The 15,359-nt window shown below is 65.4% G+C and carries 12 protein-coding genes, 1 tRNA gene and 1 pseudogene; 6 read left to right on the forward strand and 8 right to left on the reverse strand.

The window, feature by feature from the left end:
* Positions 1-179 precede the first annotated feature (179 nt).
* Positions 180-1,538 (reverse strand): trigger factor, encoded by a 1,359-nt coding sequence (tig, locus tag O5K31_RS10845; protein ID WP_269713614.1) that lies wholly within the window; start codon positions 1,536-1,538, stop codon positions 180-182.
* Positions 1,539-1,857: 319 nt separating this feature from the next.
* Here tig and O5K31_RS10850 point away from each other — a divergent pair.
* Together O5K31_RS10850 and O5K31_RS10855 are read left to right on the forward strand one after the other, a co-directional pair.
* A tRNA-Leu gene (locus O5K31_RS10850) sits at positions 1,858-1,940 on the forward strand.
* A gap of 218 nt (positions 1,941-2,158) precedes the next feature.
* Positions 2,159-3,154: a sensor histidine kinase gene (locus O5K31_RS10855; protein WP_269713615.1), complete on the forward strand. Its 996-nt coding sequence runs from the start codon at positions 2,159-2,161 to the stop codon at positions 3,152-3,154.
* 40 nt (positions 3,155-3,194) lie between these two features.
* Here O5K31_RS10855 and O5K31_RS10860 read toward each other — a convergent pair.
* The 5 genes and pseudogenes from O5K31_RS10860 to O5K31_RS10880 form a co-directional block, all read right to left on the reverse strand.
* A pseudogene (locus tag O5K31_RS10860) lies at positions 3,195-5,774 on the reverse strand (TonB-dependent receptor); the annotation flags it as partial.
* 232 nt (positions 5,775-6,006) lie between these two features.
* Positions 6,007-6,219 carry a hypothetical protein gene (locus O5K31_RS10865; protein ID WP_269713616.1) on the reverse strand — a complete coding sequence of 71 codons (213 nt, stop codon included), beginning with the start codon at positions 6,217-6,219 and terminating at the stop codon, positions 6,007-6,009.
* Between the two features lie 91 nt (positions 6,220-6,310).
* Positions 6,311-7,165, reverse strand: coding sequence for an NAD(P)H-hydrate dehydratase (locus O5K31_RS10870; protein WP_269713617.1), 855 nt, complete (start codon positions 7,163-7,165; stop codon positions 6,311-6,313).
* A 4-nt stretch (positions 7,166-7,169) separates the two neighbouring features.
* A complete protein-coding gene (locus O5K31_RS10875; RefSeq protein WP_269713618.1) occupies positions 7,170-7,733 on the reverse strand; it encodes a histidine phosphatase family protein in 564 nt (187 codons plus the stop codon).
* Between the two features lie 3 nt (positions 7,734-7,736).
* Positions 7,737-9,308 (reverse strand): acetyl-CoA acetyltransferase, encoded by a 1,572-nt coding sequence (locus O5K31_RS10880; RefSeq protein ID WP_269713619.1) that lies wholly within the window; start codon positions 9,306-9,308, stop codon positions 7,737-7,739.
* A gap of 201 nt (positions 9,309-9,509) precedes the next feature.
* On the opposite strand from O5K31_RS10880, the gene O5K31_RS10885 reads away from it, so the two are divergent.
* Entirely contained in the window at positions 9,510-9,848 is a 339-nt protein-coding gene (locus tag O5K31_RS10885; RefSeq protein WP_269713620.1) for a P-II family nitrogen regulator, read from the forward strand.
* Between the two features lie 40 nt (positions 9,849-9,888).
* Positions 9,889-11,298, forward strand: coding sequence for a type I glutamate--ammonia ligase (gene glnA, locus O5K31_RS10890; RefSeq protein ID WP_269713621.1), 1,410 nt, complete (start codon positions 9,889-9,891; stop codon positions 11,296-11,298).
* A 67-nt stretch (positions 11,299-11,365) separates the two neighbouring features.
* Here the strand turns inward: glnA and O5K31_RS10895 are convergent, their stop codons facing one another.
* Positions 11,366-11,932 carry an HAAS signaling domain-containing protein gene (locus O5K31_RS10895; RefSeq protein ID WP_269713622.1) on the reverse strand — a complete coding sequence of 189 codons (567 nt, stop codon included), beginning with the start codon at positions 11,930-11,932 and terminating at the stop codon, positions 11,366-11,368.
* Positions 11,929-12,291 carry a PadR family transcriptional regulator gene (locus O5K31_RS10900; RefSeq protein ID WP_269713623.1) on the reverse strand — a complete coding sequence of 121 codons (363 nt, stop codon included), beginning with the start codon at positions 12,289-12,291 and terminating at the stop codon, positions 11,929-11,931. The genes O5K31_RS10895 and O5K31_RS10900 overlap by 4 nt, the downstream gene beginning before the upstream one ends.
* Positions 12,292-12,446: 155 nt before the next feature.
* Between O5K31_RS10900 and O5K31_RS10905 the strand changes: the two genes are divergently transcribed.
* The gene (locus O5K31_RS10905) at positions 12,447-13,916 is read left to right on the forward strand and encodes an amidohydrolase (RefSeq protein WP_442867702.1); all 1,470 of its coding nucleotides are present in this window, start codon (positions 12,447-12,449) and stop codon (positions 13,914-13,916) included.
* Positions 13,913-15,271: an amidohydrolase family protein gene (locus tag O5K31_RS10910; RefSeq protein WP_269713624.1), complete on the forward strand. Its 1,359-nt coding sequence runs from the start codon at positions 13,913-13,915 to the stop codon at positions 15,269-15,271. The genes O5K31_RS10905 and O5K31_RS10910 overlap by 4 nt, the downstream gene beginning before the upstream one ends.
* Positions 15,272-15,359: the final 88 nt, after the last annotated feature.

A 15,359-nucleotide genomic window follows, 5' to 3' on the forward strand; every position in this document is an offset into this window, starting at 1 on the left:
GGCGGCGCATCGACGCCCGTTGCGCCGCCGTCCTTCCCGATATCGCGTGCGTCTGGCGCTTATGCAAGGCGCGCGGACGCGGCTTTTTGGGCGGCATGCTTAATGGACGGCATGGCCGGCAAAGAAAAAGGCCGGTCCCCTTTCGGAAACCGGCCTCTTCATCGTGATGTCCGAGCCGCTTAGGCGCCGTAGCCTTCCGGCAGATCGTCGTCCTGCAGGAGCTCTTCCTTGGAGACGGCTTCGTCGGTGACCTTGGCCTTGTCGAAGATCAGGTCCACGACCTTGTCTTCATAAAGCGGGGCGCGGACCTGGGCCTGGGCGGCCGGGTTCTGCTGGTAGAATTGCAGGACCTGCTGAGCCTGGGCGCCATACTGAATGGCTTCGCGGCGAATGGCCTCGGTCAGTTCACGGTCGGAGACGGTGACGTCGTGCTTGCGGCCGATCTCGGCCAGCACCAGACCCAGGCGCACGCGGCGCTCGGCGATCTTGCGGTATTCGGTCTGCAGCTGCTCGTCGCTCTTGCCGGCGTCTTCTTCCGGCAGCCCGCCACGTTCCTTGTCGGCCTGGACCTGCTGCCAGATGCCGGCGAACTCGGCGTCCACCATGCGGGGCGGCAGCGGGAAGTCGTGCTTGGTGTCCAGAGCGTCCAGCAGGGCGCGCTTGAGCTTGAAGCGCGAGCTGGCGGCGTAGCGGTCGGCCAGGTTCTTGCGCAGCAGGTCGGTCAGCGACGCCAGGTCCTTCAGGCCCAGGCGCTCGGCCAGGGCGTCGTCGGCCTTGCCGTCGACGGGAGCGCGGACTTCCTTCACCTTCACGGCGAATTCCGCGTCCTTGCCGGCCAAGCTGGCGGCTTGATAGTTCTCCGGGAACTGCACCTTCACGGTGACGTCGTCGCCCGGCTTGGAGCCGACCAGCTGGTCTTCAAAGCCCGGGATGAATTGACCCGAACCCAGGACCAGCTCGGCGTCCTCGGCCTTGCCGCCGTCGAACTCGACGCCGTCGATGCTGCCGACGAAGTCGATCAGCAGTTGGTCGTCGGTCTTGGCCTTCACCGTCTTGCCGGTGCGCGGCTCATAGGTGCGGGCCTGCTTGGCCAGCTCGCCCAGGGCCTCTTCGACTTCTTCGTCGGCCGGGGTGTAGACCGGGCGCTTCAGCTCCAGCGACGAAACGTCGATGGGCTCGAAGTCGGGCATCACTTCAACGGCCAGTTCGAAGGTCAGGTCTTCGCCGCCGGCGATGACCTTGTCCATGTCCGACTCCGGCTTCAGGTCCGGCTGGCCGGCGGGACGCAGCTTGTTGTCGTCCAGAACCTTCTGGGTGGTTTCATTGAGCGCCTGCTCGATGACTTCGCCCATCAGGGCCTTGCCATACAGACGGCGAACGTGAGCGGTCGGCACCTTGCCGGGGCGGAAGCCCTTCACGTTCATCTGCGGGGCGACTTCCTTGATCCGGGCGTCGAGGCGCGAGGCGAGCTCGCCGGCCGGAACGGTGACGCCATAGACGCGGCTCAGGCCTTCGCCCGACTTTTCAACGATCTGCATGGACATGGTCTTCTCAAGTCTCGGACAGGCGAACGTGAAACACGTCCCTTACGTCCGCCTTCGGGATGAAACAGAGGCGCCGCCGTCGAGCCCCGAAGAATCCGGTGCGCCCGCGCGGCGGCGCGAAGAGCGCCCTTATGTCATGAGGGGACCGCCGGGCCAAGCCCGACTTTATGTGGCCAAACAGCGTGAAAACCCCGCCCTTGAGGGGCGACGGCGCGGATGAGGGCCTCGAACATCCCCTCCTCCCAGAGCCAGAACCGGAATCCTCGCACTTTCGGATGACGAGGTCGTTCGGCTGCGCTAGACGGACCGCTTCGCGGCTATGGCGGAATTGGTAGACGCACCGGTTTTAGGTACCGGCGGGAAACCGTGGGGGTTCGAGTCCCTCTAGCCGCACCACATATTCGGACCTCAGGCATAGTGTGAAGGCCTGCCGGCCGACGCTGCAGCGTTCTCCGCAACAACAAGATCCTCTTGAATACACCTTCGCTGCGTAGCGAAGGCGCGCGGTCGCTCAGGTTGAATGCCTATGGCGCGGACCGGCTTTTGGGTCCAAGCCTGTGGGGTCGTCGGTCAAGATCGGCGCTAAGGAAACTAAAAAGAGATGGACGGTCCCCGTGAAGCAACCGAGTTCCGCCGTGTGGGATGAAAAGCATCTCCGGCTCGGCGTGAAGGCGGCGGGGGTCGCCCTGTGGGCCTGGAACGTGGAAACCGATCGCCTGACAATGGACGAGATCGGCTACGACCTATGGGCCATCCCGAGGGATACAGAAGTCACCTTCGAGGACCTGTCGGCCCATATTCACCCGGCCGATCGTGACCGGGTTCGCGCCGCCTTTGACGCAACACGGGGGCTGGTTGGTCCCTATGAGACCGACTTTCGCATCCTGATCGGCGATGAAGTGCGCTGGATTTCCGCGCGGGGCCGCGGTGACGACGAGGGCATAGTCGGCGATGTGATGTTCGGCGTCTTCCTGGACGTCACTGGCCGAAAGCAGGCGGAGGAAGCCAACGAGCTCCTGGCCGGCGAAATGAGCCATCGGGTGAAGAACCTGATCACGGTCGCCGGCGCCCTGACCGCCATGACGTCGCGCTCAGCCGCAACGAAGGAAGAAATGGCGCATGACTTGACCCAGCGCCTCACCGCTCTGGGCCGCGCGCAGGATCTGGTACGCCCGGTGCCAGGCCAGACCCAGAACGCCGCCCTGCTGGGCGACCTGATCTCGGTGGTGCTGACGCCCTATGACGACATGGGCGCGTTCAGCGGCCGGATTCGTGTTTCGGTGCCCAGGGTGGGCATTAGCGAGGCGGCCGCTACAAACCTGGCCCTGGTTCTCCATGAACTGGCGACGAACTCGCTCAAGCACGGCGCCCTGTCGGCGCAGGCCGGACTGCTGGACGTCGGCTGCCAGATCGAGAACGATTTGGCGGTAATCGTATGGACCGAAAGCGGCGGACCGCAGGTCACCGCGCCGGCTTCGGACAAGGGCTTCGGCAGCAAGCTGCTAAGCCGGATCATGACCAGCCATTTCCGAGGCGAGGTCATCTATGACTGGCCGTCCGACGGTCTGATCGCGACCCTGAAGATTCCGACCAAGAAGCTCGGCTTCTGAACGAGCCCGGCGCAGAGACTGCCGCCGGGCTCCAAACGCCTCAGAAGTTGATCGCCGCGCCGACCCAGTAGGTCCGGCCGTAGTTGGCCCATTCCTGCAGGTACTTGCGGCCCGGACCCGTCACTTCCTGACGGCCGGTGTTCGACAGGTTCTGCCCCTCGGCATAGACGGTCACATTGTCGGTCAGACGCCAGGAGACGCTGGCGTCGAACACGTGGCGGCCCTTCCAGTACTGGTCCGCGTTGGGGATCGTGTCGTTGATCGTCTCCAGCTGGCCGCCGATGTAGTTGTGCGACACGCGGGCCTCGAACGGGCCGCGCTGGTAGTAGACCGACTCGTTGGTGGTGATCTCAGGCTGCTGGAACAGGCCGGTGACGCGGGGACCGGCGCTGGTCAGGAACGTGAACTCCGTATCCAGCCAGGTAAGGTTGCCGTTGAAGCCGAAGCCGTCGAACGGCGCCGGCAGGAAGGTGAAGGCCTGCTGCACGGCGAACTCGACGCCCTTGATCTTGGCGGACTGGGCGTTACGCGGCGTCGAGACCAGAACCGCTTCCACGCCACGGCCGACGTCGAGGTTTTCAACGCCCGACAGCGTGAAAATCTCGTTCTTGATGTCCTTGGAAAACAGCGCCAGCGAGATCAGGCCGTCGCGGGGGTAGAATTCCACCGACAGATCCAGGCCTTCGCTTTCGCGGGGCTTCAGACCGGGGTTGCCGCGCGAGACGGTCGGCTGGCTCCCGTCAAAGCTGACGGACTCGCTGGCGGCCAGGGAACCGAAGTCCGGACGGCCGATAGTGTTGGTCCAGGCGGCGCGCACGATCAGGTCGGACCGGACATCCCATTGCATGTGGACGCTGGGCATGAAGCTGTCATAGCCGCCCGCGTTGCTGACCGGGCTGAGCACGCCGCCAGTGGCGCGGGTGGCGTCCGATTCCACTTCAGTCCGCTCGTAGCGCAGGCCGCCCAGGATGGTGACGTCGCCGAACTTGTAGCTGGCCTGGCCATAGGCGGCGTAGACGTCTTCCTGCACCTCATAGTCACCCGTCGGCACGGTCACCGTGGTGGTGAAGCGGCTGCGGTTGGCGTTGAAGAAGGCCATGGCCTCGGCGGCGCCGATGCGAGGCGACACCAGATAACGGCCGGCGATCAGTTGGGTCGGGCCAGGAACATCGACCTCGGCCAGGGTGTAATTGAAGCCCGAACCAGCGCGGTAATTGGTCTGGGTTTCCGCGAACTCGCGCTTGCTGGAGCGGATCACGCCGCCGAACTTGGCCTTGACGTTGTTGTCGTCCAGCCCCTGGTCGAAGGCCAGGTCGAAGCGACCTTGGAAGGCCTTCTCCTCGGTTTCGGTCAAGGCGTCCCGGTGCTGCTGCAGATTGTAGTTGGCCGGATTGCGCATGGCCGCGTCGTTCACCGGGGTGAACACCGGGAACAGCGGGTCGGTCGTGTTGTAGGTGAAACCGTAGTTCCCGGCGACGGCGTCGACCGTGCGGAACTCCACGGAATGGTTGGGCACCTCAAGCTGAGCCTGCGAGTAGACCAGGTCGCCGGTGGCGGTCCATTGCGGGTTGAAGCTCCACTCCAGGCCGGTGCGGGCCAGGGCGATCTCGCGTTTGGTGATCGGTTGGTTCAGCTGGATCGTGCCGCGGCCGCGGGCGAAGGCGCCGCTGGTCTGCGTCTGGCTGGCGACGTTGCCCAAGGGCTCGATGCGGAATTCGATACGTTCCTCGTCATCCTCCATCATGGCGTAGAGGGCCGAAGCTTCCCAGCGCAGGTCGTCGCTCGGGCGATACTCGATCTTCCCGTTCACGCCGCTGCGCTGCTTGGTGTTGTTGTACCAGAACAGACGTTGGAAGGTCGGCACCTGGATGCCATTGCCGGTAGGCGCGCCGGAGTTCACGGGTGCGCCGGCCGCGGTGTACTCGCGCACCGACGGCGCCTGGGATTCCACCTGCGGGATATCGTAGTCGAGCTGCTCTTGCGAGCCGCCGATCACCACGCCCCATTCGTCGTTGGCGCCGAAGGTCGTGCCGGCCGCGAAGGCGGCGCGATAGTTGGCCTTGTCGTTGCGAACGTCGCCGTGACGCTCGTAGTGGCCATAGGATGCGATGGCGCTGACGAACGGGCCGTCGCTGTCGAAGGCGCTGCGCGTCTTCACGTCGATCGTGCCGCCGATGGCGTTGCCATCCTTGTCAGGCGTGACGGTCTTCACGACTTCCAGGCGGCCGACCATGACCGAGGGAACGATGTCCAGCGGCACGGTACGGCCGCTTTCGTCCACGGACGAGACGATGGCGCCGTCCACGGTGGTGCGGTTGTAGGTCGAGCGCAGACCGCGCACGACCGGGAAACGCGGCTCGCCCTGGTCTTCCATGACCGAGATGCCTGGGATGCGGCGCAGGGCGGCGGCGATGTTGTGATCGGGCATCTTGCCGATGTCGTCGGCGGAGATCACGTCGGCGACGACGAACTCTTCCCGCTTCACGGCGATGGCGGCGCTCTGCGCCTTGCGCTGGCCGGTGATGACGATGGCGTCGACGTCCGTAGCGTCCTGCGCGCGAGCCAGTGACGGCGCGCAAAGCGCGGTGGCGGCCAGAAGGCCCGTGACAAGACTATGCGACGTGAACTTGCGCGACATGTGAGCCCCCTCTTGTGGAATGGGAGAGGGCAATAAGGCCGGCAGACGACAATCACGCGTGACTTAGATGTCGAAACGAAGACGTTCGACACGACAGGGGAACTTTCGGGAGAACGATCAACTTCCGATAGTTCGCCTTTCAGCTCACACCACTAGAGGACGCGAGGAAAGGCCAGGGCCGGCGTCGAGTCTAGCCCGCGCCGGCCCAGTCGTTCTACTTGGCGCTGTCGGCCAGATCTTCTTCGGTCGCCGGCTTGCAGACCTTCTTGGCGACCCGAGCGCCGGGCACTTCCACCTTGCTGCAGACCATCTTGACCTTCTTTGCCGCCGGCTTTTCAGCGACCGGCGCTTCCTGTGCGGACTGGCCGTCCGCCGGTTGGGCGGCGGCGGTGGAAGCGGCGGCGAGCAAAGCGAGCAGAAGCGACATCGGGATATCCAATCCTTGGGAGAACATGCGTCGACGAATGCAGTAACAACTGCACTAAAAAAGTCCAGCGACCGCCATTCGATAATTGCTGCTATCCTGGTCGCGGTCCCGATTTTGCGACGAACAGCATGTTCAGGACCGTAGGAAGAAGGTCTGGAAGGTCTTCCGAAATCAGACCCGGTCCGAAATTGCCTGCACATTGAGCATGCAGCCAGACCGCCGCGCAGGCGGCCTCGAAACTCGCCATACCCTGGGCGATCAGCCCGGCGGCGAAACCCGCCAGGACATCGCCCGTGCCCGCCGTGGCCAGCCAGGGCGAACCATTGGCGTTGACCGCGATACGGCCATCGGGCGCGGCGACAACCGTCCGAGGCCCCTTCAGGATGACCACGGCGCCGGCGCGCTCGGCGGCTAGGCGCGCCGCCCCTTCCCGCCCTTCCTTGGCCAGCAGGCCTGGAAACAAGCGCTCGAACTCGCCGGGGTGCGGGGTCAACACGTCGTCGCGATCGAGAACCGAGAACAGGTTGTCGGGATCGTCCTGGAAGCTGGTCAGGGCGTCGGCGTCTATGACCAGGGCCACGCCGGTGGCCGTGAGCGCGAAAAGATTGAGGGTCGTTTGTTCGCCCACCCCCGCGGCTGGGCCGATGACAGCCGCATCAGCTTTGTCCGCCAGCTGGGCCAACTGACCCGGCTCGTCGAAGCCGCGCAGCATCACCGCTTCCAGGTGCGGGGCGTGGGACGCCAGCGCCTCGGTGGGCGACAGAACCGTAACCAGTCCCGCACCAACGCGCAGGCCTGCGCGCGCGGCCAGCCGCGCGGCTCCCGTACTCCAGGCGTCGCCGCTGATCACCACCAGGCGTCCCCGCGCATGCTTATGCGTATCGGCCGCCGGCCAAGGAAAATGCGGCGACCAAAGGTCGGGGTCGTTTCGAAGCGTCTTGGTCATAGCGTCACAACACCTGGGTGGCGGCCTCCGCTCCCTGCTGTAACAGGCAAAGGCGTCCGTCTTTGACCTGGAACACGGTGACGGAGGTGTGGTCGGGACGGAAGACCACCGCCCGGTCGTCGTCGATGGCGCAACCCAGAGCCGCGTTTATCGCCACGAAATGGCTGAACACCGCACAGCCTTCGTATTGCGCCACCGCCGCGCCGACGCCGACGGCCCAGTCGGCATAGTCCAGGTCACCCTCGATCTCGCTCCAGCGTTGGCCGAAGGCCGTACGCAGCCAGGCGGGACGCGCCTCATTCGACAGGCCGGCCGGCGTGGGTATCTCACCGACGCCAGGATCGATCTCCACCGCCACGCCCAAGGCGTCGGCGAAGGGCTGGGCGGTCTCACGGCAGCGGCGCAGGGGCGAACTGATTACCCGCGTCGGACGCTCACCGGGCGGCAGGGCCAGCAGAGCCTTCGCCACCGCCCTCGCCTGCTGATGGCCGACGTCATCAAGCCCCGGATCATCGTCCGTCCCGCCCCAGATCGAGGCCGGCTTGCCGTGTCGGATCATGTGGATCATGGGTCAGTCCGGAATGAAGAGGTTGCGCACACCGTCCGGATGCGGGCCGACGGTTCCGGTCCTGCCGACGGCTTCCGCCGCCTCCAGCCCGCGCAGGGTCTTCTCGTCCTCGGGGGTGTTGGCGACGAAGCGGCGCCCCTCCCGGTCCCGACCGATGACGATGCCCATGCGATAGCCTTCCCGCGAATGGATGACTGTAAAGGTCTCGATCGTGGCCGCGCCCTGCGGCCGTTCGATGACAGGCGGATGCGGCAGGGCGTCGATCCTGGCCTGGATCACCTTCGGATCCTCCCGCTCCCAACGCCCTTCGACGGGACGGGTCGAATAGACGCCCACGGACTGCTTGGTCAGGTGCCAGCCATTGGCGGTGCAGAGACCGTAGCCGCCCGGCCGGTCGCGCAGTCGCTGCATCATCTCGGCGATCCCGTGCATGGCGTAGTTGTTCCCAGGCCCGCCGAAGTACGGAAGCCCGCCGGTGACGGTCAGGCCGCGCGGGTCGTCGATAGCCAGGCCCAGTTCTTCGGCCGCCACCTGCACCGCCGCCGGGAAGCAGGAATAGATGTCGAACAGATCGATGTCAGCCAACTGGACACCCGCCATGTCCAGCGCACGCTCGCCCGTCAGGCGGATCGCCGGACTGGAGTGGTAGTCCTGCCGGTCCAGCAGGTTCCAAAGATCGGCGGCGTCGGCGCAGCCGTGCAGGAACACCCAGCGATCCTCGGGCACGCCCAGTTCACGCGCCTTGCTCACGCTTGCGATCAGGACAGCGGCGGACTGATCCACCTCCAGGATCGAGTTGACGTATTTGGGGTACGGAAAGCCGACCATCCGGTTGGCCGCCGTCACAGTCATCAGCTCCTCCGCCGAACGCTCAACCGGAAACCAGGCGTGCGGATTGGCGGCGGCGACACGGGTGAAGGGGGCGAACAGGTCGCCGATATGCTTCTGGTGGTCAGGGATCGACCGTCCGTCCCGCGCTCTAAGGGCGTTCTCGAACAGCGGATAGGTATTGGTGGGAAACGCCAGCCCGTGGGCTTCCTCGTGCGGCGTGGCGCCCGGCCGGGGGTCGCCGACCATGTTCGGCGGCTGAGTTACGTCGTCGCTCCAGTCGTCGCCGAAGCCCAGACCACCCTTCAGCCGCTTCATCAGCGAGCCGAGAAATTCCGCGCCGGCGATCAGGCCTAGCTCCACCTCGCCGCGGCTGATGCGCTCGGCGAACTGGTTGACCAGCATCTGGGGGGTGTTGCCGCCGGTATATGTGTACAGATCGATCCTGGGCGATGCGCCGACGGCGCGAGCCAGACTGATCGGCGGATTGAGAAGGCGCGGGACCGGCAGTCGGGACAGCCCGCCTGGAGCGTCGATCGAGAAACCCACGACCGCCAAAGCGTCGATCCCGGCAAGAACAGCCTCATCAAGGCCGGCGTCGGAGGCGGCGGATTTCGCCGCAATCTTCAGCAGTTCGAGCGGAGACGGTGAATCGGCCGCCACGCCGCGATAGGTGAATTGGCCCGCGCCGATGAGAACCGGCGTGTCATCCCGCATCACATGCACCCTTCCGCCCTTGTCAGACATCGATCCTAGGGGCCGAACAGCCGTTCACAAGCCGCTTTTGCGCATGCTCATTTTGCGGGCTCGCATCGCCTATTTTTCGGGCATATGAAGCTTCTGAGGCGGCCGGTAAGGATTCGTAAGACTGGCCTCTTGTGGCCCCGCCCCACCGTATGCTCCGTCGCGCCCATGCAATGAAAGGCGGCCCTCTCCGGCCGAGTTTCCATGAAGAAGATTGAAGCCGTCATCAAACCCTTCAAGCTCGACGAGGTGAAGGAAGCCCTTCAGGAGATGGGCGTCCAAGGGATGACGGTGCTGGAAGCCAAGGGCTACGGCCGTCAGAAGGGCCATACCGAGCTCTATCGCGGCGCCGAGTATGTGGTCGACTTCCTGCCCAAGATGAAGATCGAGGTGGTGGTCGAAGACGCCCAGGCGTCGGCGGCCATCGAGGCGATCATCGCCGCCGCACGCACCGGGCGCATCGGCGACGGCAAGATTTTCGTGTCGGACATCGTGGACGTGATCCGCATCCGCACTGGAGAAAACGGCGCCGCCGCCGTCTGACGACGACACGCCGGAACGACGAGATCAAAGGGGATAACGAATGAGCACCGCCGAAAAGATCCTTGCCGAAATCAAGGAAAAGGAAGTCAAGTACGTCGACGTCCGCTTCACCGACGTGCGCGGCAAGATGCAGCACGTCACCTTCGACATCGACCTGGTCGACGATGACTTCCTCAACGACGGCACGATGTTCGACGGTTCGTCCATCGCCGGCTGGAAGGCGATCAACGAGTCCGACATGAAGCTGCGCCCGGACCTGAGCAGCGCCTATATCGACCCGTTCTATCAGCAGACGACGCTGTGCCTGTTCTGCGACGTGCTGAACCCCGACACCAACGAGCCTTACAACCGCGACCCGCGCTCCATCGCCAAGAAGGCGCTGAGCTACGTGAAGTCCTCGGGCGTGGGCGACACCGTCTATTTTGGCCCGGAAGCCGAGTTCTTCATCTTCGACGACGTGAAGTGGGACACCTCCCCCCACAACACCGGCTACTCCTATGACTCGGTCGAACTGCCGACCAACACGGGCAAGGCCTATCCGGAAGGCAACATGGGCCATCGCCCGGGTCCGAAGGGCGGCTACTTCCCGGTCAATCCGGTCGACAGCGGCCAGGACCTGCGCGGCGAAATGCTGGCCGTCATGGGCGAGCTCGGCATGAAGCCGGAAAAGCACCACCACGAAGTGGCGCCCGCCCAGCACGAGCTCGGCCTGAAGTTCGACACCATGGTCACCATGGCCGACCGCCTGCAGCTCTATAAGTACGTGATCCACAACGTGGCCCACGCCTATGGCAAGACCGCCACCTTCATGGCCAAGCCGATGTTCGGCGACAACGGCTCGGGCATGCACGTCCACCAGTCGATCTGGGGCGACGGCAAGCCGCTGTTCGCCGGCGACAAATACGCCGGCCTGTCGGACATGTGCCTGTGGTACATCGGCGGCATCATCAAGCACGCCAAGGCGATCAACGCGTTCTCGAACTCCACGACGAACTCGTACAAGCGCCTGGTGCCCGGCTACGAAGCGCCGGTGAAGCTGGCCTATTCGTCGCGCAACCGCTCGGCCTCGATCCGCATCCCGCACGTGGACAGCCCCAAGGCCAAGCGTCTGGAAGCCCGCTTCCCCGACCCGATGGGCAACCCGTACCTGACCTTCGTGGCCCTTCTGATGGCCGGCCTCGATGGCATCGAGAACAAGATCGATCCGGGCGCGCCCGCCGACAAGAACCTGTACGACCTGCCGCCCCGCGAGCAGAAGAAGATCCCGGAAGTCTGCGGCTCGCTCAAGGAAGCCCTGGACGCCTTGGATAAGGATCGCGCCTTCCTCAAGAAGGGCGGCGTCATGGATGACGACTTCATCGACAGCTACATCGAGCTGAAGATGGAAGAGGTGATGCGTCTGGCGCTGCACCCGCACCCGGTCGAATTCGACATGTACTACAAGTGCTAAGCGTCAGAGCTTAGCCTGAAGACAGAAGGCCCGCGGAGCGATCCGCGGGCCTTTTGCCTTTTCGCCCCTAGCGTCGCGATAGCGTCCTGGCCGCCCACAGCAGCACCAGCCGGCCGAAGACATAGGAGCCGGCGATGACGAAGGCCGAGACGACGTAAATCTTGTTGCCAGCCAGCTCCCTGAACTTGCTGGGGTCGTCGTTCCAGCCGAGGAAGAAGCTGTTCTGACCGGACCACAGACCGGTATGGACCGGGTCGATCAGTTCCATGCCCATGGTCCAGGCCGCGCCGCCGGCGAGGCAGATGAAGCAAACCACGGCGATGAAAGCGATGAAGGCCACGATGCTCTTGTGGACCCGCCGGATGATCGCCCCCAGCAGTTCGCTGACCCGCTGCGACCCCAAAGCGCCGGCCAGTTCCATCTCCTCGATGAAGCGGCGGGCGTAGGCGTCCGGCGCGCCAAAACCCTCAAGCGCCTGATCGACGGTCAGACCTCGGCCCAGCCGCTCGAAAAGGTGGACGCGGGTCTCCTCGACGATCTCCTCTCGCTGCGGCGACGGCATGCGCGCCAGGGCCCAGGTCATGCGGCGAAGCCAGGCTTCGATCATCTGTTCGTCGGTGTTCTGGACAGTCATTCCCCGCCCCTTTGCAGAAATGCGCCAAGGCTGACGCTGATGCGCGTCCACTCGGCCTGTTGCTCGGTGAGTTCAGCCCGCCCCTGATCCGTCAGGGCGTAGTATTTTCGAGGTCGCGCCCCGGCGTCCTCGATGCGCCATTCGGCCTTGGTGAAGCCAGCGCGTTCCAGGCGATGCAGCAGCGGGTAGATCGTCCCCTCCGCCAGGTTCAATCCCGCCTCGGCGCGAAGCCGGTCCAGGATTTCGAGCCCGTAGTGGGCCCGCCCCTTCAGCACGCTGAGCAAGGCCAGTTCGGCCAGCCCCTTGAGCAGTTGGGCGCGCCGGGTTTCGGCCGCTTCTGACTTTTGTTCGCACGTCATCTTGCATTACAAGATATCAGGTCAACCACGGTCCGCAAGCGCTGCGACATGAAGCTTTCGCAATGTTTTCGGGAAAGCGCCGTTCTTCGGCGTTATTTGCTTGATCGTATACTAAAACTGGTCTCGATTTCGCCCCGCGTTCTAGAGGGGGCGAAATGAGTAGTTTGATGAGGGCGGCGCTCGCCGCGACCATGCTGACGGGTCTGGCGATCGCCGGGACGTCCAGCGCATCCGCGCAAGCGGCGAAACCAGCGGCCAAGCCCGCCGAGAAGGTAGAGCACAAGCCGCTGCCCGCGGGTCTTGATCCCACGACCGGCCCGGCTCCGTTCCCCTCCACCTACAAGGCCCTGCCTGGCCGCCCGACGGCCATCGTCGGGGCGACGGTGCTGACGGCCACTGGTCAGCAGATCGAGAACGGCGTCGTCTTCTTCTCGGGCGGCAAGATCATTTCGGTCGGCGGTCCTGAAACGCCGGTTCCGGCCGACGTCGCCGTGATCGACGGCAAGGGCAAGTGGGTGACGCCCGGCGTCATCGACGCCCACAGCCACCTGGGCGTCTATCCGTCGCCCGGCGTGCAGGCCCGTTCGGACGGCAACGAGATCACCGACCCTAACACCGCCCAGGTCTGGTCCGAGCATTCGGTCTGGCCGCATGACCCCGGCTTCAACCGGGCGCGCGCTGGCGGCGTGACCACCCTTCAGATCCTGCCCGGCTCGGCCAACCTGTTCGGCGGCCGTTCGGTAACCCTCAAGAACATCCCCTCGCACACCATGCAGGGCATGAAGTTCCCCGGCGCGCCCTATGGCGTGAAGATGGCCTGCGGCGAAAACCCCAAGCGCGTCTATGGCGGCCGCAGCCGTGCGCCGTCGACCGCCATGGGCAATGTCGCCGGCTATCGCGCGGCGTGGATCAACGCCGCCGACTACAAGCGCAAGTGGGACGACTACCGCGCCAAGGTGGCCAAGAATGAAAAGGCGGACGCGCCCAAGCGCGATCTGCAGCTGGAAACCCTGATGGGCGTCCTGAACGGCGAAATCCTGGTCCAGAACCACTGCTATCGCGGCGACGAGATGGCCGTGATGCTCGATATCGGCAAGGAGTTCGGCTACCGCACGACGATGTTCCACCACGCGGTCGAGGCCTACAAGGTCGGCGATCTGCTGGCCAAGGACGACGTCTGCTTCGCCACCTGGGCGTCGTGGACCGGCTTCAAGATGGAAAGCCTGGACGGGATCGACGCCAACGCCGCCATCGCCCACAAGGCCGGCGCCTGCACCGTCATCCACTCCGACGACCCGATCATGACCCAGCGCCTCAATCAGGAAGCGGCCCTGGCCATGACGGCGGGCAACCGCATCGGCATGAACATCCCACGCGCCGAAGCCATCGCCTGGATCACGTCCAACCCGGCCAAGGCCCTGGGCATCGCCGACAAGACCGGCAGCCTCGTGGCCGGCAAGGCCGCCGACGTGGTTCTGTGGACCGCCGATCCGTTCAGCGTCTACGCCCAGGCCGAGAAGGTCTTCATCGACGGGGGCCTCGCCTATGACCGGCGTGACCCGCAGTACCAGCCCAAATCCGATTTCGAACTCGGCCAGCCGGGTGAAGGGGCGTTCCACCAATGATCCGCATCGCTCTTCTTTCGGGCGCATGCGCCCTCGCCTTCGCCTCGGCCGCTTCGGCTGAGACCGTGGCCATCACCAACGCCAAGATCGAAACGGTCGCGGCGGCGGGAACCATCGCGTCGGGAACCATCGTCCTGACCGACGGCAAGATCACCGCCGTCGGAGCCAACGTGTCGGTTCCATCCGGCGCCCGCGTCATCGACGCCAAGGGCGGCGTCGTGACCCCCGGCCTGATCGCCCCGTCCAGCAACCTCGCCGCTTCCGAAATCGGCGGCGTCCGCGAGACGCGGGACGATGGGTCGGGCACCGAGATGTCAGCCGGCTTCGATATCTCCTACAGCATCAATCCGGACTCCCCGGTCATCGGCCTGGCCCGTGACGGCGGCGTCACCAGCGCGGCGGTCACCCCCACCCTTTCGGGCGGTGGCGGCGGCGCGCACCGTGACGACGGCGATATCGAGCTGGAGAACCTGAAGGACATGACCGCCGGCCGCGCGGGCGATGGCGATCCTCGCCTGTTCACCGGCCAGGCCGCCCTGATCCGTCTGGCGGCCGGCGACGATGACATCGTCACCAAGGCCAAGGTGGCAGTGGCCCTCGATCTGGGCCAGGCCGGGGCCCGCGCGGCCGGCGGCTCACGCGGGGCGGCCATCGTCCTGGTGAAGTCGGCCTTCGAGGATGCGCGCGCCTACGCCCGCAACCGCTCGGCCTTCGAAAAGGGCGCCACCCGCGACTTTGGCCTCTCGCGCATCGATCTCGACGCGCTGGTGCCGGTGGTCGAGGGCAAGACCCCGCTGCTGGTCCGCGTTCGCCGGGCCTCCGACATCCGCCAGATCATCAAGCTGGCGGCCGAGGAGAAGGTGAAGATCATCCTGGAAGGCGCCGAGGAAGGCTGGATCGTGGCCGCCGACATCGCCAAGGCCGGCGTGCCGGTGATCGTCGACACCCAGGCCGACCTGCCCGACAGCTTCGAGACCCTGGGCGCCCGCCTCGACAACGCCGCCCGGCTGCAGGCCGCCGGCGTCGCCGTGGCCATCACCGGCTCGCGCGACTTCAACAACCTGCGCCTGCAGCGTCTGAACGCCGGCCTCGCGGTGGCCAACGGCATGCCCTACCAGGCGGCCCTGGCGTCCGTGACCGCTGTTCCGGCCAAGATGTGGGGAATGTCCTCCGTCGGCACGCTGGAGGTGGGCAAGGACGCCGACGTAGTGCTGTGGAATGGCGACCCGCTGGAGACCACCACTTGGCCGACCGCCGTCTTCGTGGGCGGCTACCAGCAGCCTACGGACTTCCGCGGCTCCAAGCTGCGTGACCGCTACGCACGACCGGCCGGGGCCTATCCCCGCGCCTACTGACGCCTGAACGACACCTCCCCCGCTTCGGCGGGGGAGGAATTCAGGCCGCGCTTGCTCAGGACTGCACGCAGCGCCTAAGGGTGTCGGC

It is taken from the genome of Caulobacter sp. NIBR2454, from assembly GCF_027474405.1.
Classification (GTDB): domain Bacteria; phylum Pseudomonadota; class Alphaproteobacteria; order Caulobacterales; family Caulobacteraceae; genus Caulobacter.